Origin of the sequence: Roseospirillum parvum (assembly GCF_900100455.1) — a bacterium.
Taxonomy (GTDB): Bacteria; Pseudomonadota; Alphaproteobacteria; order Rhodospirillales; family Rhodospirillaceae; genus Roseospirillum; species Roseospirillum parvum.
In genome coordinates, this window is the sequence record NZ_FNCV01000002.1 from 294,889 (window position 1) to 315,967 (window position 21,079).

At 71.2% G+C, this 21,079-nt stretch carries 18 protein-coding genes and 1 pseudogene; 2 read left to right on the forward strand and 17 right to left on the reverse strand.

Going from position 1 to position 21,079, the window contains the following annotated elements:
* Positions 1-41: 41 nt before the first annotated feature.
* The 17 genes from BLR95_RS04340 to ccoN form a co-directional block, all read right to left on the reverse strand.
* On the reverse strand, positions 42-1,115 hold the full coding sequence (locus tag BLR95_RS04340; RefSeq protein ID WP_092615964.1) for an FAD:protein FMN transferase: 1,074 nt from the start codon (positions 1,113-1,115) through the stop codon (positions 42-44).
* Positions 1,112-1,597 carry a SoxR reducing system RseC family protein gene (locus BLR95_RS04345; RefSeq protein ID WP_092615967.1) on the reverse strand — a complete coding sequence of 162 codons (486 nt, stop codon included), beginning with the start codon at positions 1,595-1,597 and terminating at the stop codon, positions 1,112-1,114. The genes BLR95_RS04340 and BLR95_RS04345 overlap by 4 nt, the downstream gene beginning before the upstream one ends.
* Entirely contained in the window at positions 1,590-2,609 is a 1,020-nt protein-coding gene (locus BLR95_RS04350; protein ID WP_092615970.1) for a hypothetical protein, read from the reverse strand. Before BLR95_RS04350 ends, BLR95_RS04345 begins: the two co-directional genes overlap by 8 nt.
* Positions 2,610-2,776: 167 nt before the next feature.
* Positions 2,777-4,480: a SpoIIE family protein phosphatase gene (locus tag BLR95_RS04355; RefSeq protein ID WP_092615973.1), complete on the reverse strand. Its 1,704-nt coding sequence runs from the start codon at positions 4,478-4,480 to the stop codon at positions 2,777-2,779.
* Positions 4,467-5,228, reverse strand: a complete 762-nt coding sequence (locus tag BLR95_RS04360) for a substrate-binding periplasmic protein (RefSeq protein ID WP_092615976.1) — start codon at positions 5,226-5,228, stop codon at positions 4,467-4,469. Before BLR95_RS04360 ends, BLR95_RS04355 begins: the two co-directional genes overlap by 14 nt.
* A gap of 29 nt (positions 5,229-5,257) precedes the next feature.
* A complete protein-coding gene (locus tag BLR95_RS04365) occupies positions 5,258-6,097 on the reverse strand; it encodes a GGDEF domain-containing protein (RefSeq protein WP_092615979.1) in 840 nt (279 codons plus the stop codon).
* Between the two features lie 8 nt (positions 6,098-6,105).
* Positions 6,106-6,495 carry a DUF1987 domain-containing protein gene (locus tag BLR95_RS04370; RefSeq protein WP_092615982.1) on the reverse strand — a complete coding sequence of 130 codons (390 nt, stop codon included), beginning with the start codon at positions 6,493-6,495 and terminating at the stop codon, positions 6,106-6,108.
* A gap of 64 nt (positions 6,496-6,559) precedes the next feature.
* Entirely contained in the window at positions 6,560-7,129 is a 570-nt protein-coding gene (locus tag BLR95_RS04375) for a SiaB family protein kinase (protein ID WP_092615985.1), read from the reverse strand.
* Between the two features lie 174 nt (positions 7,130-7,303).
* The gene (gene cydC / locus BLR95_RS04380) at positions 7,304-9,022 is read right to left on the reverse strand and encodes a thiol reductant ABC exporter subunit CydC (RefSeq protein ID WP_092615988.1); all 1,719 of its coding nucleotides are present in this window, start codon (positions 9,020-9,022) and stop codon (positions 7,304-7,306) included.
* Positions 9,019-10,743: a thiol reductant ABC exporter subunit CydD gene (gene cydD, locus BLR95_RS04385; RefSeq protein ID WP_092616010.1), complete on the reverse strand. Its 1,725-nt coding sequence runs from the start codon at positions 10,741-10,743 to the stop codon at positions 9,019-9,021. The genes cydC and cydD overlap by 4 nt, the downstream gene beginning before the upstream one ends.
* A 13-nt stretch (positions 10,744-10,756) precedes the next feature.
* Positions 10,757-13,180, reverse strand: coding sequence for a heavy metal translocating P-type ATPase (locus tag BLR95_RS04390; RefSeq protein ID WP_092616013.1), 2,424 nt, complete (start codon positions 13,178-13,180; stop codon positions 10,757-10,759).
* 13 nt (positions 13,181-13,193) lie between these two features.
* A complete protein-coding gene (locus BLR95_RS04395) occupies positions 13,194-13,709 on the reverse strand; it encodes a FixH family protein (protein WP_092616018.1) in 516 nt (171 codons plus the stop codon).
* Positions 13,678-15,153 (reverse strand): cytochrome c oxidase accessory protein CcoG, encoded by a 1,476-nt coding sequence (gene ccoG, locus BLR95_RS04400; RefSeq protein ID WP_092616020.1) that lies wholly within the window; start codon positions 15,151-15,153, stop codon positions 13,678-13,680. The genes BLR95_RS04395 and ccoG overlap by 32 nt, the downstream gene beginning before the upstream one ends.
* Before the next feature lie 67 nt (positions 15,154-15,220).
* On the reverse strand, positions 15,221-16,102 hold the full coding sequence (ccoP, locus tag BLR95_RS04405; protein ID WP_092616023.1) for a cytochrome-c oxidase, cbb3-type subunit III: 882 nt from the start codon (positions 16,100-16,102) through the stop codon (positions 15,221-15,223).
* Positions 16,086-16,259, reverse strand: coding sequence for a cbb3-type cytochrome oxidase subunit 3 (locus BLR95_RS04410; RefSeq protein WP_092616026.1), 174 nt, complete (start codon positions 16,257-16,259; stop codon positions 16,086-16,088). The genes ccoP and BLR95_RS04410 overlap by 17 nt, the downstream gene beginning before the upstream one ends.
* A 5-nt stretch (positions 16,260-16,264) precedes the next feature.
* Positions 16,265-17,002, reverse strand: a complete 738-nt coding sequence (gene ccoO / locus BLR95_RS04415; protein ID WP_092616029.1) for a cytochrome-c oxidase, cbb3-type subunit II — start codon at positions 17,000-17,002, stop codon at positions 16,265-16,267.
* A gap of 48 nt (positions 17,003-17,050) precedes the next feature.
* Positions 17,051-18,544 carry a cytochrome-c oxidase, cbb3-type subunit I gene (ccoN, locus tag BLR95_RS04420; RefSeq protein WP_092616032.1) on the reverse strand — a complete coding sequence of 498 codons (1,494 nt, stop codon included), beginning with the start codon at positions 18,542-18,544 and terminating at the stop codon, positions 17,051-17,053.
* Between the two features lie 523 nt (positions 18,545-19,067).
* Here ccoN and BLR95_RS04425 point away from each other — a divergent pair.
* Positions 19,068-19,682 (forward strand): annotated as a pseudogene (locus tag BLR95_RS04425) (DUF4197 domain-containing protein); the annotation flags it as partial.
* 252 nt (positions 19,683-19,934) lie between these two features.
* Complete coding sequence (locus BLR95_RS04430; RefSeq protein WP_092616038.1) at positions 19,935-20,966, forward strand: succinylglutamate desuccinylase/aspartoacylase domain-containing protein; 1,032 nt, start codon at positions 19,935-19,937, stop codon at positions 20,964-20,966.
* Positions 20,967-21,079 lie beyond the last annotated feature (113 nt).

A 21,079-nucleotide genomic window follows, 5' to 3' on the forward strand; every position in this document is an offset into this window, starting at 1 on the left:
CTGATGGCGGCGGGTTGGGGGCAAGGCCCCCGTGTCTCCCTCTACGGCCCCATCGGGTCGATCACGGTCAGGTGGGGCGGGTCTTCGGTAAGGGTGGTGCGTTCCAGCATGGCGGGGGTGGTGTAGATGGCGCCGTTGGCGTCGACCAGCAGGACCATGGGGGTGTTCATGTCGTGGGCGACCTTCACCCAGCCCTCTGGTCCGGCCACCGAGAGGGCGGTGGCGGCGGCGTCGGCCAGGGCGCCGTTGGTGTGCAGCACGCTGGCCGAGACGATGTGATCGACCGGCCAGCCGTCGCGGGGGTCGATGATGTGGCCACGCCGGATGCCTTCGTCGATGCGGAAGCGGCGGTAGTTGCCGGAGGTGTAGAGCACCTCGTCGGCTTCCAGGGTGACCTTGGCGATGACGCCCCAGTGGGTGGGATCGAGGATGCCCATGGACCACGGCCGGCCGGCCGGCTGGCCCAGGGTGTTGAGGTCGCCGCCGGCGTTGACGATGGCCGCCGGCACGCCGCGGGCGCGCAGGATGTCGATGGCGCGGTCCAGGGCGACGCCCTTGGCGAAGCCGCCGAAGTCGAGGCGCACCAAGGGGTTGGTCGAGGTCAGTTGGTCGCCGTCCAGGGTCAGGTCGTCCATCGACGGGTTGGCGTTGACCAGATACTCGATGTCGGCCGGGTCGGGCAGGCGGCCTTCCGGCAACTCGTCGGCGTGGAAACCCCACAGCCCGATCAGGCGCCCGATGGCCGGGTCGAACAGGCCGCCGCTCATCGCCTGGAAGGCCTGGGCCTGTTCGATCAGCGGCCGCACGAAGGGGCTGACCGGGATGCGTTCACCCAGCGCGATGGCCTGGTTGATGCGGAACAACTCGCCTTCCGGCCGCCAGGCGTGCCATTCGCGGTGCATCCGCTGGAAGGTCTGGGCCAACTCGCCCACCGCCGCGTCGGCCTCGGCTTTCGAGGTTCCCTCCAGGGTGATTTCGACCAGGGTGCCGAAGACGTAAAGGGTGGCTTCCTGGCGCTGCGGGGCGGCACCCCGGGCGACCAGCAGGGTGGCGACCAGGACCAGCGTGACCAGCGCCGTGGCGAGCAGGGCGCGACCCCGGGAGAGCGGGCTCATCGCGGGCAGGCCTCGTCGTCCGGCGCCGGGCCGAGCACGCTGAGCGCCGGCACGGTGAGGCGGCGGGCCAGCCGCCCGGCCAGGGCCAGCCCGGCGAGCAGGCCAAGGCCGCCGATGGCGGCCACCCACAGGTCGTGCAGGCCCAGCGCGCTGGCCGTCGCGGCGCTCAGCACCAGGATCAGCAGGGGCAGCATGTAGGCCAGCCCGGCGGCCTTGAGGACGGCGCGGCTGGACAGGCCGACCACCACCTCCTGCCCCGGCCGGGCGGCGAAGGGCAGGCGAGCCGAGAAGGCCAACGGCCGGCGCCCCAGCCAGCCGCCGAAGGTGCGGCTGGCGCAACTGGCGCGGGCGGCGCAGGCGCCACAGGCCGGGCGGCGCTCGGCTTCCAGGCGGGCGTTGGCGGGGTCGCTCGGGTCGAGGGCGACGACCCGGGCCCGGCCCTCGATCAGCTCGTCCGAGGGCGTGGCGGAGGGCTCAGAAATGGTAGGGCTCCTCGATCCAGCGCTCGAGCACGGCGCGGTCGGTCTCGGCCAGGAAGCCGGGCGCCCCGTCGCGGCTGGCCGCCACGTGGGCCCGGCAGAGGGCCTCCATCAAGGGGTCCGGCACCTGCCCGGTGGCGACGGCCAGGAAGTACCAGGCCAGATGGTGCCCGGCGTCGCGGTCGATGGCCTGAAGCTGGTTGGCGAGGCTGGTTGGCAGGGCGATGCCCGTCCCCTCGGCCTGGGCGGTGCGGGCCAACTCGGTCATCCGCCGGGCCAGTTCGGGGCGGGTCGACAGGGGGCGCACTTCCCTGTGGTGGGTGCCCTGGCAGTCCAGCGCCGGGGCGCGGGTGATCACCCAGCGCTCGCGCAGGGGGATGGTGCGCCCGGCCGAGCTGCCTTCCCACTCCTCCAGGAAGCGGCGGAAGCGCTGGTCGCCGGTGTAGTCGGAGATCAACTCGCCGCCGACCTCGGAGAAGAAGGTCAGGTCCTTGAAGATGTAGTGCGGCGGTCCCAAGGGATTATCGGCCAAGGGGTTGTCGGCCAGCGGGGTGTAGCTCATCGGGTCGAGCACGTCCTCGATGGTTTCCGGCATCCAGCCGGCGGGCAGCAGCTCGCGGTCGACCTTTTCCTGCACCTCCTCGACCTCGACCTGGGCGAAGTCGAGGCTGCCCTCGCCGGTATCGGCGATCAAAAAGCGGGTCTTGCCGGTCAGCGAGGTGGCGAGCAGGCCGCTGCCGCCATGGCGGGCGAGCAGGGTCATCACGTCGCCCCCCGACTCGGCCTCGACCCAGTCTTCCAGGCTGCGCGCCAGACGCCGCCCCTCGGCGTCGAGCAGGCCGCCCAGGCGGTACCAGTCGGGATCGGTCAGGGCAAGGCGGAAGGTCAGCCCGGGCAGCGACGCCTGAAGGCAGGCGATCAGCGCCTCGGGCCCGTCGTGGGGGTCGAGATCGGCGCAGGCGGCGGCCAGGCGGTCGAGATCGACGCCGGTCCGGCTGGCGGGATGGGTGAGCATGGCGGTGGCGAATCCCCTTCGCGTTCCGCGACCCCGGGCACCAACCCAAAGGGCCAGACCGGCCGTCGCCCGACAGCCGCGCGGAAACCTGTTTCTTCCCCCTCGGGCGAGGGCGCCTTGGTGGCGCCTTTTCGCGGTATTGAAGCTAGCGCGCCTTGCCGAAAGGTTCAACCGGCCGAGTCGTCATCCCGGGGCACCAGGGCGATCACCGTCAGGTCGTCGCGCAGCGGTTCGACGCCGCGCCAGGCGGCCAGTTCGTCTTCCAGCCCGGCCAAAAGGTCGGCCATCGGCTTGCCCGGGTTGTCGTTGACCAGCCGGGCCAGGATGCCGCCCAGCCGGCGCCGGCCGAGCAGGCGGCGGCTTTCGTCGCCCATCTGGTCGGGCAGGCCATCGGTGAACAGGAACACCGGCTGTCCGGGGGCCGGGCTCAGCAGATGCTCGCGCACGCGGTCCGGGGCCGGCAGGCTGCGGTAGCCCAAGGCGCCACGAGCGCCGCGGATGTCGAGCATCTCGCCGCCCTCCATGTACAGCAGGGGCAGGCCGACGCCGGCGAAGACCAGGGTGCCGGCGCGCGGATCCCACAGGCAGACGGCGGCTTCCAGGCCGTCGTCGGATTCCGCTTCCGGGCGGTCCTGGCGCAGCCGGGCGCGCACCATGCGGTCCATCTCCTCCAGCACCTGGGCCGGCCGGGTGAGGCCCTGTTCGTGCAGGATGCGATCCAGCGCCGAGGCGGCGACCATGGTCATGAAGGCCCCCGGCACGCCGTGGCCGGTGCAGTCGATGACGGCCAGCAGGGCCCGCCCGTCGGGCAGCCGCTCCAGCCAGTAGTAGTCGCCGCCGACCAGATGCAGGGGCTTCCAGCGCACCGCGATGTCGGCCACCGCGTCGCCCAGGGCGGCCGGGTCGGGCAGCCACGAGGTCTGGATGCGCCGCGCGTAGGCGATGCTTTCCATCATCAGGCGGTTGGTCTTGTCGAGTTCGCGGTGGGCCGCGTCGAGCCGTTCGAAGGCGCGTTCGGTTTCCGCCTTCTCGCGGGCCAGATCGGCGGTCCGCGCGGCGACCCGGGCTTCCAGGTCGCGGGTCAGCGCCTCCAGGTCGGCGCGCGCCCGGTCGCGTTCGTCCAGGCCCTTCTGCGAGGCCCCCAGCAGGTCGTTCAGCGAGGTCACCACGCGGCCCAGCTCGTCGCCGCCGTGGCCCTTGAGGGCGGGCACCGGATGGGCCCCCGGGCGGTCCGGCTCGATGCGCCCGATGGCCCCGGCAAGGCGCAGCAGCGGCGCCGTGACCAGCAGGTGGAACAGGGCAACCAGAACCAGGCTGATCAACAGGGCGCGGCCCAGGTTGGCGATCAGGCTGGTGGTCGCCCGGTCGGTCACCCGAGCGGTCAGCTGGGGCAATGCCAGATCGACCTCGAGTTGCCCCACCGGCTCGGGCCGGGTGCTTCCGGGGGCGGTGTAGGTGAGGTCGACCTCCTGGTGCCTGAGGTCGCCGAACAGGCGTCGGGCCAGCGGCCCCGGACGGGTGCCGGTGGGGCTGTCGCGCCGCGCCAGCACGTTGCCGAAGTTGTCGGAAACGCGCACCCCGGCGATGGTCGGGTTGGCGATCAGGCCGCTGACCACCTGCTCGGCCAGCGCCGGATTGAGCTGGAAGGCGGCCTCGGTGGCCGAGGGGCGGACCAGTTCCAGGGTGGCCGCCATCTGGTCGCGGGTTTCGCCGCGCAGCCGGCTGAGGTCGAGCAGCAACTCCACCGCCCCGCCGAGCAGGCCGACGACGACCGCCACCAGCAGGGTGGCCAGGGCCTGACGGGCGGTCAGCCCGAAGCGTTGGCGGGACGGCCGCCGGGGGGCGGCGGAGGACGGATCAGTCGAGGTCATCGAACCCCTTCTCCACGGCATGGCGCTGTTTCAGTTGGGCCACCCAGTCGGCGTTGGCCAGCATCCAGGTATCGAGGCGACCCACCACCTCCGGGTGGTGGAGGGTGGACAGGTGGTAGGCCGAGGCGTCGTGGGGCTGGCCGGGGTCGAGGACGAGACCGCCGGGATCGCCCAGCACCTGATCGAGCTGACGGTTGACCACCGACACGTTGGCATAGGCGGCATCGATCCGCCCGGCCAGGGCCTGACGCACCAGGGCGGTGAAGTTGGCGTTCTCCAGCACCCGCACCTGCCCGGACTGGATGCGCGCCATCCAGGCCCACGGAGTGAAGCCGCTGACCGTGCCCAGGGTGGCCACCGGCTGGCCGCGCCGCTCGGGGCGGACCAGGGTGGCGTCCACGTAGCGCGCCAGCGGGGCGCTGTAGGCGATGCTCAGCCCCTCGCGCCGGGCCGCCGCCCAGTTGGCGTTGTCGGGAAACTTGAAGTCGAGCTGCCCGGCCAGGAAGGTGGCGTAGAGCCGGGGGACCGGCAGCGGGCGGTAGTCGAAGTCGATGCCCTCGGCGGCGGCGAAGGCGTCGAGCAGATCGCGGGCATAGCCCGCGTAGGCCCCGTCCCTGACCCCGTAGGCCGGCAGGTAGTCCAGGTTTTCCACGCCGACGGTATAGGCCTCGGCCCGCCCCGCCGTGGCCCCGGCGACCAGCAGCACAAGGCCGAGGACCACGCCGCCCAGTCGTCGTCTCCCCCGCATGTGCCCTCCTCCCCCCGGCGGGTGGCCGTTCAGTCCGGCCCGGCGATCCGATTGCGGCCGGCGTTCTTGGCCTCGTACAGCCGATTGTCGGCGCGCGACAGCAACTGCTCGATGCCGGTCTGCCGGCCGGTGTCGATGGACAGACCGAGGGTGACGGTGGCCTTCATCGGACGGCCATCGGGTGTTTCGATGGTCTCGCCGGCCAGCCGTTCGCGAATGCGCTCGGCCACCTCGCGCGCCCCGGCGGCGTCGGTGTCGGGCAGGAAGGCGGCGAACTCCTCGCCGCCGAGCCGGCCGAAGACATCGACCTCGCGCAGCGACTCGCGACACAGCCTGACGAAGCGGCGCAGCACCACATCGCCGCTGGCATGGCCGTAGGTGTCGTTGATCTGCTTGAAGTGGTCGAGATCCATCAGGATGCAGGCCAGCGGCGTGCCGGCGCGGGCGGCGCGCACCCGTTCGCGCTCGGCCAGTTCCAAAAGGTGGGCCCGCGAGAAGGCGCCGGTCAGGGCATCGTGGCGGACCAGATGCTCCAGCTCCTCGGTCAGCCGGGTGCGGGCGGCGATCTCGTTTTCCAGGGCGTGGTTCAGCTCGGTCAGGTGGTCGGCCTGCTCGGCCAGACGCTTGTTGGCCTGATGCAGCTCGAGCTGCATGCGGTCGGACAGGCGGACCATGCGCTGCAACTCGCGGAAGCTGCGACGGTAGGCCTCGGCCAGACGGCGCACCCCCTGGCCCACGTCCTCCAGCTTGCCGACCATGACGTCGGCCTCGCGCAGCACCTCGCGCTCGGCGTCGAACAGGCTGAACGAATCGCCGTCGTCCCTTGCCGAATCGACCGCCTGGGCCGGGCTGTTGGCGCTGTCGGACATCGGTGCTCCTAGTCCTCGCTGGGACACAGGGTAAAGGCGGCGTGCTCGAAATCCTCGGAGAAATCCTCGCCGAACTCGGCCATGGTGTCATCATCGGCATGATAGCGCCAGGCGATGTGCACCGAACGCCCGGCGGCGGCCGCCTCTTCCAGCAACTGGAACATGTTCATCAGCGCCTTGGCGCTGGAGGAGTTGAAGTAGCTGAGCTCGATGTCGACCTCGATCCGGTTTTCCGGGTCGGTGCCGTCCAGGTGCTCGCGCAGGGCCCCGAGCAGCGGGCCGAAAAAACCGGCGGCATCCTCCGGATAGGACTCACCGCGCAGCGACAGCCGGCCGCCCGAGGGATCGAACTCCACCTCGGGCGAACGTTCGGTGGCCTGTTGACTGATCACCGGCATGGACAGGTCCTTCCTCATCGACACCGCCGCCGGATAACCCTGTCCCGGGGCGGTCACCTCACATTCAGACATAGGCTTCCAGGCAATAGAACGCCTGGCCCGGGGCCGCCTCGATGAAATCGTAGCGGATCGGGCGGGTCGAGCGGCGCGCGATCTCGATCAGCCCCAGCGAGGCGCCCTTGCTGTCCTCGTCCGGACCGGCGCGGAGCTTTTCCTTGTAGTAGGAACGAATCTCGTTTTTGTCCATGGCCGCCAACTGGTCCAGCCGGGTGCGCAGGCGCTCCACGTGGGCGGCGTCGATGACGTTGCCGCAGACCACCGAAAACCCGTTCTCGGAATTGGCCACGGCGACCAGCCCGGAGGAAAACTCGACCCGCTGGCCGGACAGGGCCGACTGCGCCGTCTCCCCCTCGACCCGGTCGGCCGAATAACGGATGACGTTCTGAGCCTGCTCGACAAACACCGAGAAGACCCGCTTGGCCACGTTGGCGTCGGTTTCCTCAAGCGCCATCTTCTTGCGCAGGGCGTCGCCCAGGGAGAACAGCAACTCCTCCGACAGGTAGCCGGTGAAGGCGAAGATGATGCCTTTCTCGTTCAGCCACAGCTTGTGACGGAAATACTCCTCGGCCCACATCGCGGCATCCCTTGACCACTATTGGATGGGTGTGCGTGATGCGTGAATCCCGCACGGCCATCCAAGACCTTAGATATTGAGCAAACCGTCGTCGCGATCCGGTTTGTATCGCCCGGGATTTGCTCCAACCCAGGGCCGGGCGACAGTCCCCGGCCGGGCCGCACCTTAGCGCGTTCAACCGACGCCGCCAATGGACGGATCAATGACCGCACCGCCCAGATCCGGGCCACTCAGATCCAGGGTGCGATCGAACAGTCCGGTCGGCACCGCAAGATGGGAAATGACGATCAGGGTCCGCCCCTGAAGCGCCTCGGCGAGGCCGGAAAGGATGGCCCGCCCCTGGTCCGGGGCCAGCCCCTCCAGCGGCTCGTCGAGGATCAGCAGCGGGGCTTCCATGACCAGCGCCCGGGCCAACCCCAGGCGCCGCGCCTCGCCCCCGGAGAGGCCCCGCCCGCCCTCGCCGATCTGGGTGTCGAGGCCGTCCGGCAGGGCCTCCAGCACCGGCCCGAAGCCGGACAGGGCGAGGGCCCGCCGGAGGGCCTCGGGCGGCGCGCCGGGGCGGCCCAGCAGCAGGTTGTCGCGCAGGCTGCCGCTGAACAGGCAGACCCGCTGCTCGGCCACCGCCAGCCGGCGGCGCAGGGCCTCCGGATCGAGCTCGGCGAGGTCCACCCCGCCCAGGGTGAGGCGCCCGGCGTCGGGCCGCCTGAGGCCGGTGATGAGGGCGATCAGGCTGCTCTTGCCGGCCCCGGAGGGCCCCTTGACCAGCAGCCGACCGCCCGCCGGCAGGTCCAGCGAGAGGTCCTTGAGCACCGGCCTGAGGGCGCGCGGATAGGCGAAGGTGACGCCCTTGAGGGCAAGATCACTGGCCGCCGGCGGCGGCGCCGTGCCGGGCGCCGGCTGGGCCTCGGCGGCGCTCATCAGGTCGTCGATGCGGGCCAGGGCGCGGCCCACCCCGGGCAGCGCCTGGGCCACCGCCGGCATCGCCTGGGCGGCCTCGAAGACGGCCATCAGCAGCAGGGCGACCAGGGTCAGTTGGGGCGCCGTCAGGGCCCCGGCGCCGACCAGCGGAATGCCCACCAGAAGGGCGCCCCACAGGGAGAGGCCGGCGATCAGGCCGCCGCCGGCACTGCCCAGGGCCTCGCGGCCGACCCGGCGGCGCTGGGCGGCGTCGAGCCTGCGCCCTTCCTCTTCCAGGGCGGCGATCCAGGCCCCTTCAGCCTGACAGGCGAGCAGATCGGGCAGGCCCTGGACCAGATCGACGGCGCCGCCGCGCAGGGCGTCCAGACAGGCCGCCTCCTCGGCCGCCGGGCCGCCGCCCTTGCGGTCCCCGGCCCACAGGGTCAGCGGCAGGGCCACCCCGCCGAGCAGCAGGCCGCCCAGGGCCAGGAAACCCAACCCCGGATCGAGCCAGCCCAAGCCAAGCGGCGCGGCGATCAGCACCACCAGGAACACCGCGCTTGGCACCAGCACGGTCAGATAGGCCCCTTGCAGGCGGTCCACGTCGGCCTGCAGACGCCCCGCCGCGTCGGCCCCGTGCAGGCCGTCGAGGATGGCCGGGGCGGCCGGCTCGATGGTCGCGAACAGGCGGCCGCGCAGCCCGGCCAGCAGGCGCAGCACCGCCTCGTGGGTGACCAGACGTTCGCCGTAGCGGCCCAGGGTGCGCCCGATCGCCGCGGCGCGGATGATCGCCGCCGGGGTGAAGTAGTTGAAGCTGGTCGCCCCGGCCGCCCCGGCCATTGCCATGGCGGTGATGAACCAGCCGGAGGTGGCCATCAGGGCGACGCTGCCGGCCAGGGTGGCCAGCGACAGCACGATGCCCAGCAACAGCCAGACCCAGCGACCCCGGGTCAGGGCGAACAGTCGCTTCAGACGCCGGCGGGCGGGCACGCTCATGCCGCCCCCGCCTGGCTGAACAGGGCGGCCAGCGGACCGGCCGGGTCATCGAGGGCGGCGGCCGTGGTCAGGGCGGCGAGACGCCCGGCCTCAAGCACCGCCACCGCGTCGTCGGCGGCCAGGGTGTGGCGCAGGGTCTGCGGGCGATGAGCGATGAGGATCACCGTGGCCGTCCCCCGCCGCGCCTTGAGGGCCGCCGAGATGGCCTGTTCCGAGGCCGCGTCGAGGCCGGCCGTCGGCTCGTCGAGCAGCAGCAGGCGGGGTTGGCGGACCAGGGCCCGGGCCAGGGCGACGCGGCGCATCTCGCCGCCGGAGAGGTCGCGCCCGTGCTCGGCCAGCGGGGCATCGAGGCCGCCCGGCAGCAGGTCCACCAGATGCGCCGCCGAGGCCGCCTCGAGGGCGGCCAGCAGGGCCGCGTCGTCGGCCTGGGGCGCGCCCAGGCGCAGGTTGTCGCGCAAGGAGCCGCGGATCAGGTAGGGGCTCTGCGGCACCCAGGCCAGATGAGAGCGATCCCCGGCCGGGGCGCCGTCGATCAGCACCCGCCCGCCGTCGGGGGCGAGAAAGCCGAGCAGAAGGTTCATCGCCGTGCTCTTGCCGGCGCCGGAGGGGCCGACCAGGGCCAGGGTGGTGCCCGGGGGAACCTTGAGGCTCAGCCCGTCCAGGCCGCGCCGGCCGTCGCCGAAATCGACCACGGCGTCCTCGAACACCACATGCGCCCCCCTGGGATCGCGCGCGCCGGCCGGGACCGCCGGCGGGGCCTCGGGTTCGGGCGCCTCGAACAGGGGTAGCAGGCGCTCGGCGGCGGCCACCGCGTCGAGGCGGGCGTGATAGTGGGTGCCCAGGCGGCGCAGGGGCAGATAGAACTCCGGCGCCAGCAGCAGCACGAACAGCCCCCGGGCCAGATCGATCTCGCCCCACAGCAGGCGGAAGCCGATGAACACGGCGACCACGGCGATGCTCACCGAGGCCAGGAATTCCAGCGCCAGCGAGGACAGGAAGGCGACCCGGAGCACCTTCATGGTGGTCTTGCGGTAGTCGTCGGACAGCCGGGCCACCAACGCGGCCTCGCGCCGGCCGACGGCGAACAGCTTGAGGGTGGTCAGGCCCTGGAGACTCTCCAGGAAGCGCGCCCCCAGGCGGGCCATGGCCGCCCACTGGGCCTGGTTGAGGCGCTCCGTGCCCTTGCCGATGAGGATCATGGCCAGCGGGATCAAGGGCGCCGTGACGGCCAGCACCAGGGCCGAGATCCAGTCGATGGGCAGGACCACGCCGATGATCGCCAGCGGCAGCACGGCGGCCAGGGCCATGCCCGGCAGGTAGCCGGCGTAGTAGGGGCCCAGGGCCTCGATGCCCTCGACCAGCCCGAGGCCGAATTCGGCACTGGGCGGGCGGCCCAGGCGGACCGGGCCGAGGCCGGCCAGTCGCCGCCCCAGTTCGGCCCGCATCCCGCCCTTGATGCGTCGGGCGGCGGCCAGTGCCTCGAGATCGGCCAGCCACAGGGCGCCGGCCCGGGCCAGCATGAGCAGCGGCAGGGCGACCAGCGGCCGCACCACCTCGTCCAGGCTGGCCCCGAACAGGGCCACCGAGGCCAGCACGTCGGCCAGCAGCCAGGCCTGGGCAATCAGCAACACCCCGGCGGCCAGCGACCAGCCCACCGCCCGGTTGAGGGGGCGGCGACCGGCGGCCTTGTGATCCTTCAGGAAAGCCTTGGGGGTGCTCATCTCGCCGTCTGGCCTACCCCGCCCCCGGGCCGGGGTCAAGCCGTCGGGTTCGCCCCAGGCGCAGGGCGTTGAGAATGACCACCACCGACGAGGCGCTCATGGCCAGCGCGGCAACCAGCGGGGTGACCAGCCCGGCCACCGCCAGGGGCACGGTCAGCGCGTTGTAGGTGAACGACAGGCCGATGTTCTGGCGGACCAGCCGGTCGGCCCGCCGGGCCACCGCCAGGGCCTCCAGCACCGGGGCCAGCCGCCGCCCCTGGAAGACCGCGTCGGCGGCCGTCTGGCTGAGGTCGGCGGCGCTGGTCGGCGACAGGGAAACGTGGGCGGCGGCCAGCGCCGGGGCGTCGTTGAGGCCGTCGCCGACCATCAGCACGCGGTGCCCCCGGGCCGCCAGCTCGGCCAGCCGGGCGGTCTTGCCGGCCGGGGTCAGGCCGCCCTGGAAGACCTCGATGCCGGCCTCGGCGGCGATCCGGGCGACCGTCTCCGGGCGGTCGCCGGAAAGCATCTCGACCGCCAGGCCCCGCGCCTTCAGGCCGGCGATGACGGCCGGGGCGTCGGGTCGCAGGGGGTCGGTGAAGGTGAAGCGGACGGCCGGCCACCCCGGCTCGGCGAACCACAACTCGGGCCCCTCGGCCGGGCGGGCGTCTGCCACCCCCACATGCGCCCGGCTGCCCAGGCGGCGCTCGCCGCCGGGACCGCCGGCGCCCTGCCCGGCGACCAGTCCCGCCCCGGGCACCTCGCGCACCTCGGGGGCCGGGGCGACCTGGGGCCGGGCGGCGGCCAGGGCGCGGGCCAGGGGATGACGGCTGGCCGCCGCCAGGGCGGCGGCGCGCGCCACCACCCCGGGATCGACTCCGTCCTCGCGCAGGGTCGGGCGGCCCAGGGTCAGGGTGCCGGTCTTGTCCAGCACCACCGTGTCGACGGTGGCCAGACGTTCCAGGGCGGTGGCCGACTTCAGCAGCACCCCGCCCTTGAGCAGCCGCCCGCTGGCCATCACCTGGACCGCCGGCACGGCCAGCCCCAGGGCACAGGGACAGGTGACGATGAGCACCGCGATGCCGTTCAACAAGGCCGGCTGCCAGCCCAGCCCGCCCAGGCCCCACCAGCCGAGAAAGGTCAGAAGCCCCAACAGATGGACCACCGGGGCATAAAGGCGGGCCACCCGGTCGGCCAGCGCCACGTAGCGGGCCCGGCCCTGCTCGGCGGTTTCCATCAGGCGGACGATCTCGGCCAGCAGGGTGTCCTCGCCGGCCGCCGCCACCGACAGGGTCAGGGCGCCGTCCAGGGCCAGGGTGCCGGCGTGCACCGCGTCGCCCGGGCCGACCGGGCGGGGCACCGTCTCGCCGCTGATCAGGCTGTCGTCCAGGTGGGCCCGGCCGGCGACCACCCGGCCGTCCACCCCGGCCCGCTGGCCGGCGGCCAGCAGCACCGTCATCCCCGGCGTCACCCGCTCGGGCAGCAGTTGGCGGCGGCTGCCGTCCTCGGCCAGCACGGTCACCGTGCCGGCGTTGAGGGTCAGCAGTTGTTCGGCCGTGGCGCGGGCCCGGCCGCGCGCCCGACTGTCCAGGAAGCGACCAATGAGCAGGAAGAAGAGCAGGCTGACCGCGCTGTCGAAATAGACATGGGCGCCGTGGGTGGCCAGCTCCCACAGGCTCATCGCGGTGGCCAGCAGCACGGCCAGGGTGATCGGCAGGTCCATGGTCATCCGCCCGCCCTTCAGGCCGGCCACGGCGGGGCCGGCGAAGGGACGGATGGCATAGCCCACCGCCGGCACGGCGATGAGGGCCGAGACCCAGTGCATCAGGTCGCGGGTGGCCGGGTCCATGTCCACCCCGAACCACACCGAAACCGAGAACAGCATGATGTTGGCGGCGGCGAAGCCGGCCACCGCCATGGCTTTCAGCAACGTCTTCTCGTGGGCCCGGGTGGCGGCGCCGAGACGCCCCGGATCGTAGGGCGCCAGCCGATAGCCGACCCGGCGCAGCGGCGCGAGGATGGCCGCGGCGTCCTCGGCCCGGCCGACCCAGACCACGGCGAGGCGCCGCGTGGTCATGTTCACCCGGCCCTGGCGCACCGCCGGATGGCGGGCCAGCAGGCGCTCGATCAGCCAGACGCAGGCGGCACAGCTGATCCCCTCCACCATCAGGTCGAGGCGCCAGCGCGCGGTGCCATCGGGCTCCGTGCCATCGGGGCGGACCAGGGCCGAGAGGTCGGCCTCGATCTCCTCGGGGTCGGGAATCAGCGGGGCCACCGCCGGGTCGAGGCAGCGCCGGTCGTAGTAGGCATCAAGCCCCAGCCCCTGGATCAGCTCATGCGCCGCCGCGCAACCTGGGCAGCAGAAGGCCGCCCCGGCCGGCGCCGGCGCGCCACAGTGGCGGCACACGGCGGCCGGCGCGCCGGACGGCAAGGGGTCGGCGGCGGCCTCCGCCGGAGCCATGGCCGATCCCCCTTCAGCGCAGGTCCAGCCGCTCGCGCAGGCGCAGCAGGGTGTCGCCCTGGCGCGCCTCGGCCCGCACCTCCCACTGCCCCGGGGCCGGCAGCTCGGCCACCGCGCGATAGCGCCCGGGGGCGGCCTCGGCCAGCCTGAGCGGGATGTCGAGCCCGGCCCGGGTCGGCCGCCACAGCACCCCCTCGACGGCCAGACCGCGCACCGGCTGGCCGTAACGGTCGGTGACGGTGAGGGCCAGATCGAGGGTCGCGTCGTGGCGCTCGGTGGCCAGATCGACCGTCCAGCCGCGCTCCCGATCGGTGCGGAAGCTGGCCAGCCGCTGGTTGAAGTTGTTCATCTCCTGCCACGGGCGGGCCGTCTCCAGGCCGTTGAAGGTGCCGGTGGCGAAGTAGAACAGCGCCCCGTTGACGGCGATGACCACGGCGAACCCGGCGACGAAGATCCACGGATACCACCAGCCGTCCGGGCGGCGGCGGCGGGCGGGGTTAACGGAGGGGGGTGGCGAAGAGCGTGTCATGCTCGGTCCTCTGCTGGCTGGCGGTGTTGTCCAGCACGAAGGCCAGATCCATGCGGGCCTCGGTCAGGGCGTCCTCGGGCACCGTCACGTAGACCCGGAAGGTGCCCACGCTGTCGGCCTTCACCGGCAGATCCACCGACCGCGTGGGAGCGTCGGCGAAGCCGACCACGGTCAGGCGCGCCTCGGGGATGCCGTCCAGGCTCAGCGCGTAGGTGCGCGGGGTCTCGGCCATGTTCAGCACCTTCAGCGTATAGCCGTTGCGGATCGCCCCATCGGACAGGCGCACGAACAGCGGGCTGCGCTCGTGCAGCAGGTTCACCTCGAGGTCCGAGCGGGTGGTCAGCCCGAAGGTCATCACCCCGGCGACCAGCGCCAGGAGCACCGTGTAGGCGAGGGTGCGCGGCCGCCACAGGCGCGGGCGCCGGGTCTGCCCGACGGCGCGGGCGGCCTGGTTGGCGGTGCTGTCGTAGGCGATCAGGTTGGGCGGCCGGCCGAAGCGTTCCATGATCTGGTTGCAGGCGTCGATGCACAGGCCGCAGCCGATGCAGGCCAACTGGTTGCCGTCGCGGATGTCGATGCCGGTCGGGCAGACCTGCACGCACAGCCCGCAGTCCACGCAGTCGCCGCGCCCGGTGAAGTCCTGGCCCTTGCGGGCCCCGCCCCGGGGCTCGCCGCGCCACGCCTCGTAGGTGATGATCAGCGAGTGCTCGTCGAACATGGCCGACTGGAAGCGCGGCCACGGACACATGTAGATGCACACCTGCTCACGCGCGAAACCGGCGAGCAGGAAGGTGGTGCCGGCGAACAGCAGGGCGAAGCCGTAGATGCCCCACGACGCCTGCCCGCTCAGCATGGCCAGCGCGGTCTCCACCGCCGGGTTGAAGTAGAGGATGAAGGTCGCCCCGGTGAGCAGGGCGATCAGCCCCCACAGGGTGATCTTGAGGCTCTTCCTGGCCAGCTTTTTCACCCCCAGGGGGGCGGCGTCGAGGCGGATGCGGGCCGGGCGGTCGCCCTCGATCAGCCGCTCGACGGCGACGAACCAGTCGGTCCACACCGTCTGGATGCAGGCAAAACCGCACCACACGCGGCCGAACAGGGCGGTGACGAAAAACAGCCCGATGGCCCCGAGGACCAGCACCCCGGTCAGGTAGTAGACCTCCTGCGGCCAGATCTCGAGGCCCAGGATGTAGCCCTTGCGGTCGGCGATATCGAGCAGGAAGGCCTGATCCGGCGCGCTGCCGGAGCGCGGCCAGGGGATCCACGGGCCGATGAAGTAGAGCCCCAGGAACAACCAGTCGAGGCGCGTCTTCAGGCGCCGGAAGGTGCCGCTGATGCGCCGCGGCTGCACCTTCTGATGATCGGCGTACAGCGAGACGGTCTTTTTCGGGCCGCCGGGGTCGGACGCCGGCTGGGGCGCTGGCGCGGAGGCGGAGAGTTGAGACATGGGCAGCGCGGTCCCGGTTTGGGGGCCGGGGGGCGGGGCGGGACCGGTGGGGTCGATCGACCGGGTCCTACTCGCCACCCCCCAGGCCGTGAACGTAAAGGGTCAACTGCTTGATGGTGGTTTCACCCAGCCGCTCCCCCCAGGCCGGCATCACCCCGTGCCGGGGTTGGTTGATCTGGGCGACGATGTCCTCCTTCTCGCCGCCATAGAGCCAGATGCGGTTGTTCAGGGCGGGGCCGCCGAAGTCGCGGTAGCCGGCGCCGTCGGCCCCCTCGCCGTTCGACGAATGGCAGACCGCGCACTGGGTCTCGAAAATCTCCCGCCCCGGGCCCTCCTGCGACGCCTCGCCCTTGGACAGGGCCAGCACGTAGTCGGCCACCTGATCGATGTCCGCCTCGCTCAGCAATTCGTCGGCGCCGAACGAGGGCATGATGTTGAAGCGGCTTTCCGGGTCCTCGTCGTGGCGCACCCCGTGGCGGATGGTGGTGGCGATGGCCTCCATGCTGCCGCCCCAGATCCACTCGTCGTCGGCCAGGGTGGGATAGCCGTAAGCCCCCGCCCCGCCGCTCTGGTGGCAGGGCACGCAGTTTTCCTTGAACATCACCTCGCCGCCCTGGCGGGCGAAGGTGGCCAGTTCGGGATCGGCGGCGATCTCCTCCAGCGAAAGCTGGCGCAGCCCGGCCAACTGCTCGCCCATGCGGGCCTCGGCGGCGGCCAGGTTCTCGGCCAGCGCGGCGCGGCTGGAGTAGCCGAGCACCCCGGAGGCCGCCTTGCCGGGCATGGGCACCGAGGGAAAGAGGATCACATAGCCCAGGGCCCAGGCGACACAGGCGAAGAACACATAGACCCACCACTTGGGCAGCGGGGTGTTCAGCTCGGTGATGCCGTCCCACTCGTGCCCGGTGGTGTGCCGGCCGGACACCGCATCGCGTTCAGGACCGCCCGCCATCATCGTGCTCCTCGTCATCGTCGTTGAGCGGGATCATGGCCTGGGATTCCAGCCGGTCCTTGTTGCCCGGCTTGAACACCCAGACGATGATGCCCACGAACAGGATCAGCAACCACAGGCCCCAGAACTGGGACAGAAGCTCGGAAACGTCCTGCATGGCGGCTACCTCAGGGCGCCGGCCCGGGCCGGATCGAAGTCGGAGAAATCGACCATGGTGCCGAGCACCTGAAGGTAGGCGATCAGGGCGTCCATCTCGGTCAGCCGCTCGGGATCGCCGTCGAAGTCGCCCACCTTGGCGCCGGGGTAGGCCTCGGTCAGGGCGTCGTGGTCGCCCCACGGGTCGGCCTGGGCGGCCAGATGCTCGCCGGCCTGCGCGATCTGGGCGTCGCTGTAGGGCACGCCGACCACGCGCAGGGTCTTCAGGTGATCGGCCGCGTCGTCGAAGGCCAGATCGCGGCGCGCCAGATGGGGATAGCCGGGCATGATCGACTCGGCGACCACCGAGCGCGGGTCGATCAGATGGCGGGCGTGCCACTCGTCGGAGTACTTGCCGCCGACCCGGGCCAGATCGGGCCCGGTGCGCTTCGAGCCCCACTGGAAGGGATGATCGTAGATGCTCTCGGCGGCCAGGCTGTAGTGGCCGTAGCGTTCCACCTCGTCGCGGAAAGGTCGGATCATCTGGCTGTGGCAGTTGTAGCAGCCCTCGCGCAGGTAGATGTTGCGCCCGGCCAACTCCAGCGGGCTGTAGGGGCGCACCCCCTCGACCCGCTCGATGGTGCTCTTGATGGTGAACAGGGGCACGATCTCGACCAGCCCGCCGGCGATGACGGTCAGCAGGATGCCCACCGTCAACAGCAGGACGTTGGTCTCGATCTTGGCGTGATGCTTGATCAGCGACATGGCGGGCGGCTCCCGGCCTTTATGGGGTAGGGGTTTCTCTACTAAGCGTCAGCGGGCCAGGGCCGGCTCGCCCATCGGCGCCTCGTAGCGCACGTCACCCTTGATGGTGCGCCACACGTTGTAGGCCATGATCAGCGCCCCGATGATGAACAGCAGGCCTCCGGTGGCCCGGATCACGTAGTAGGGGTGCATGGCCTCGACGGTCTCGATGAAGGCGTACTGCAGGAAGCCGAACTGATCGGTATCGCGCCACATCAGGCCCTGCATGATGCCGCTGATCCACATCGAGGTGATGTAGAGAACGATGCCGATGGTGGCGATCCAGAAGTGGTAGTCGACCAGCCTCAGCGAATAGAGCTGACGGCGCCGCCACAGCACCGGGACCAGATAATAGAGCGCCCCGAAGCTGACGAAGGCGACCCAGCCCAGGGCCCCGGAATGGACGTGCCCGACCGTCCAGTCGGTGTAGTGCGACAGCGAGTTGACCGCCTTGATGGACATCATCGGCCCCTCGAAGGTGGACATCCCGTAGAAGGCCACGGCGGTGACCAGGAAGCGGATCACCGGGTCGGTGCGCAGCTTCTCCCAGGCCCCGGACAGGGTCATGATGCCGTTGATCATGCCGCCCCAGGACGGCATCCACAGCATGATCGAGAAGACCATGCCCAGGGTCTGCGCCCAGTCGGGCAGCGCGGTGTAGTGCAGATGATGCGGCCCGGCCCAGATGTAGAGGAAGATCAGGGCCCAGAAGTGGACGATCGACAGCCGGTAGGAATACACCGGCCGCTCCGCCCGCTTGGGGATGAAGTAGTACATCAGGCCCAGGAAGCCGGCGGTCAGGAAGAAGCCGACCGCGTTGTGGCCGTACCACCACTGGGTCATGGCATCCTGCACGCCCGAGAGCAGCGAATAGCTCTTCATGCCCAGGAACGACACCGGCACCGCCATGTTGTTGCCCAGGTGGAGCAGCGCGATGGTGACGATGAAGGCCAGATAGAACCAGTTGGCGACGTAGATGTGCGGCTCGCGGCGCTTGACCAGGGTGCCCACGAAGGCGGTCAGATAGGCCACCCAGACCACGGTCAGCCACAGGTCGATCCACCACTCGGGCTCGGCGTACTCGCGGCCCTGGGTGTAGCCCAGCACGTAGCTCACCGCGGCGAAGACGATGAAAAGCTGATAGCCCCAGAACAGGAACCAGCCCATCCCCGCGCCGCCGTACAGGCTGGCCCGACAGGTGCGCTGGACCACGAACAGCGAGGTGCCCAGCAGCACGTTGCCGCCGAAGGCGAAGATCACCGCGCTGGTGTGCACCGGCCTGAGACGCCCGAAGGTGGTCCACGGCAGGTCGAGGTTGAGCACCGGATAGGCGAGCTGCCAAGCGATGAAGTCGCCGGCCAGGAAACCGACGATGCCCCACATCAGGGCGGCCAGCACGAACAGCCGGATCGGGCCGTCCACATAGGCAAGGGAGTCGCTGCGACCCCGGGCCGCCCGCTCGGCGGACCCCTGATCGACGGAAACGGCTGCGGCTTGGGACATGTCGCCTCCCGCGGGAAGGGATGAAGACGCCCATCACCCCACACCCGGGCGGATCGGCCGGGCGGGGCATCGGCGGGCGCGAGGGCGGGCAGGATCGGGGAAGGTCGAACAGCCTACCCGTCCGGGCGGTCGCCCAGTTAAAGCAAATGCGCCGGAATTTTCCAAGTATAAAACGTAGAGTCATTCTTCCGGATAGGGGCACGCCACTCAACCATTGGGTAGGTGGGCGGCCCATCCAAAGACGACCGGAGCCGCCCGGAAAGGCGCGATACGCATCGCCGAAGCAGCCCCCGGCAGTGTCCGTTCGGCCCCCTTTGCCGGAGCCCCCCGCTCGGGGTTATGCTACTCGGAATTCTCCCCGCCCCATCCAGGAGCCCCCCGCCCCATGTCCCGCATCCTGCTGCCCAGCCTGCTCGCCCTGGCCGCCACCCTGGCCGCCACCCCGGCCGTCCCCCCGGCCGCCGCCGCCGGCTGGCAGGACAACGCCTCCAGCCTGCTCAAGGGCCTGACCGACCAGGCCGGACCGGCCAGCGGCGTGACCTCCAGCGAGGCCACCGCCGGCCTCAAGGAGGCCCTTCGGGTGGGCACCGATACGGTGGTCGACGTGGTCTCGGCGGCCGGCGGCTACCTTAATGACGCCGACATCCACATCCCGCTGCCCAAGTCGCTGCAACGGGTGCAGTCGGCGCTCCAGATGGTCGGCATGGCCGATCTGGCCGACGACCTCGAGGTGCGCATGAACCGGGCCGCCGAGGCCGCCGCCCCGGAAGCCCGCGAGTTGTTCGCCGAGGCGATCGGCAACATGACCTTCGACGACGCCAAGAACATCCTCAACGGCCCGGACGACGCCGCCACCCGGTTCTTCCAGAAAAACATGACCCCCGGCCTGACCGAGCGCTTCTCGCCCATCGTCCAGGACGAGTTGGCCCAGGCCGGCGCCATCGCCAGCTACGACCGCATGATGAGCCAGTACGGCCAGATCCCCATGGTCCCGGACGTCAAGGCCAACCTGTCGGACTACGCGGTGGAAAAGGCCCTGGACGGCCTGTTCCTGATGCTGGCCCGCGAAGAGGCCGCGATCCGCAACAATCCGGCCAAGCAGACCACCGACCTGTTGCGCCAGGTTTTTGGGCAATAGGTTTTTGGCGAATTAGGTATGTCGGAAAAGGGAGGGCCGGCGCCGCCGGCCCGATCCCTTGAAGTGTCCGCCCTCAGTGGATGAGGGGGCTGACCGCCAGCAGGACGGTGCCAATGAAGGCCAAAGCCTCGATCACCTGATTCATGACGTCGATCCTTCCCATCAAAACGGCGCCACGCCAACTATAGGGGACCACGCCGGTCCCCTTTTCAACCCCAACCTTTCTGTCCCCTTTCCCGCCGAGTCGACCGCATGCCCCAACCTCCCGAAACGCCCGCCGCCCCCCCTGCCAGCCGGGTCGCCTGCGGCCTGGATTTCGAGCGCGACGGGGTCAGCCACGACTACCTGATCGTCCCCCACTCGCGCGACGACTCGGCCTGGGGCGCCGTCCAGGTGCCGATCAGCCAGATCCAGAACGGCCCCGGCCCCACCGTGCTGCTGGTCGGCGGCAACCACGGCGACGAATACGAAGGCCAGGTGGCCCTGCTCAAGCTGGCCCGCCAGTTGGACCCGGCCAGCATCCGGGGGCGCGTCCTCGTCATCCCGGCCCTCAACCTGCCTGCCGCCCAGGCCGGGCGGCGCACCTCGCCGATCGACGGCGGCAACATGAACCGCGCCTTCCCCGGCCGCCGCGACGGCACCGTCACCGAGATGATCGCCCACTTCGTGACCAGCCGCCTGCTGCCCCTGGCCGACGCCGTGCTCGACCTGCACTCCGGCGGCAAGACCCTCAACTTCACCCCCTCGGCGATCATCCACCAGTTGCCCGACCCCAGGCTGATGGCCGACTCCCTGGCCGCCCTTCAGGCCTTCGGCGCCCCCCTCGGCCTGGTGCTGGAAGAGCTGGACGACGCCGGCATGCTCGACGGCGAGGTGGAACGGCGCGGCAAGCTGTTCCTGTCCACCGAACTGGGCGGCGGCGGCACCCTCACCCCCAATACCCTCAGGATCGCCGAGGACGGCATCCGCCGCTTCCTGGCCCACCTTCAGGTGCTCGATCCCGCCCTCGCCCCACCCCCCGGACCACCCACCCGCCTGATGCACACCCCAGACCCCGAATGCTTCGTCTCGGGCCACGAAAGCGGCCTCTTCGAACCACTGGCCGAACTCGGCGAGACGGTGGAAAAAAACCAACCCATCGCCCGCATCCACTTCCACCAATCCCACCTGCAAACCCCCGTCACCCACCACGCCAAAACCAACGGAACCATCGTCTGCCGACACAACCCCGGCCTGACCCAGGCCGGCGACTGCCTCGCCGTCCTCGCCCAACCCTACGCCTGAGCGCCGAGGCCCCACGTCAAAGGGGCGCCGCCCCTTTGAAATCCCCGCTGGGGAGGCCGGGGGCCTCCCCAGACCCCACCATGAGTCAAAACCCCACCGAGGGGGCTTGCCCC

Excerpts from the sequence above, each read along its gene's own strand:
- BLR95_RS04340 (WP_092615964.1), bottom strand. The coding sequence starts at position 1,115 with ATGAGCCCGCTCTCCCGGGGTCGCGCCCTGCTCGCCACGGCGCTGGTC.
- BLR95_RS04350 (WP_092615970.1), bottom strand. The coding sequence starts at position 2,609 with ATGCTCACCCATCCCGCCAGCCGGACCGGCGTCGATCTCGACCGCCTG.
- BLR95_RS04355 (WP_092615973.1), bottom strand. The coding sequence starts at position 4,480 with ATGACCTCGACTGATCCGTCCTCCGCCGCCCCCCGGCGGCCGTCCCGC.
- BLR95_RS04360 (WP_092615976.1), bottom strand. The coding sequence starts at position 5,228 with ATGCGGGGGAGACGACGACTGGGCGGCGTGGTCCTCGGCCTTGTGCTG.
- BLR95_RS04365 (WP_092615979.1), bottom strand. The coding sequence starts at position 6,097 with ATGTCCGACAGCGCCAACAGCCCGGCCCAGGCGGTCGATTCGGCAAGG.
- BLR95_RS04370 (WP_092615982.1), bottom strand. The coding sequence starts at position 6,495 with ATGCCGGTGATCAGTCAACAGGCCACCGAACGTTCGCCCGAGGTGGAG.
- BLR95_RS04375 (WP_092615985.1), bottom strand. The coding sequence starts at position 7,129 with ATGTGGGCCGAGGAGTATTTCCGTCACAAGCTGTGGCTGAACGAGAAA.
- cydC (WP_092615988.1), bottom strand. The coding sequence starts at position 9,022 with ATGAGCGTGCCCGCCCGCCGGCGTCTGAAGCGACTGTTCGCCCTGACC.
- cydD (WP_092616010.1), bottom strand. The coding sequence starts at position 10,743 with ATGAGCACCCCCAAGGCTTTCCTGAAGGATCACAAGGCCGCCGGTCGC.
- BLR95_RS04390 (WP_092616013.1), bottom strand. The coding sequence starts at position 13,180 with ATGGCTCCGGCGGAGGCCGCCGCCGACCCCTTGCCGTCCGGCGCGCCG.
- BLR95_RS04395 (WP_092616018.1), bottom strand. The coding sequence starts at position 13,709 with ATGACACGCTCTTCGCCACCCCCCTCCGTTAACCCCGCCCGCCGCCGC.
- ccoG (WP_092616020.1), bottom strand. The coding sequence starts at position 15,153 with ATGTCTCAACTCTCCGCCTCCGCGCCAGCGCCCCAGCCGGCGTCCGAC.
- ccoP (WP_092616023.1), bottom strand. The coding sequence starts at position 16,102 with ATGGCGGGCGGTCCTGAACGCGATGCGGTGTCCGGCCGGCACACCACC.
- BLR95_RS04410 (WP_092616026.1), bottom strand. The coding sequence starts at position 16,259 with ATGCAGGACGTTTCCGAGCTTCTGTCCCAGTTCTGGGGCCTGTGGTTG.
- ccoO (WP_092616029.1), bottom strand. The coding sequence starts at position 17,002 with ATGTCGCTGATCAAGCATCACGCCAAGATCGAGACCAACGTCCTGCTG.
- ccoN (WP_092616032.1), bottom strand. The coding sequence starts at position 18,544 with ATGTCCCAAGCCGCAGCCGTTTCCGTCGATCAGGGGTCCGCCGAGCGG.
- BLR95_RS04430 (WP_092616038.1), top strand. The coding sequence starts at position 19,935 with ATGCCCCAACCTCCCGAAACGCCCGCCGCCCCCCCTGCCAGCCGGGTC.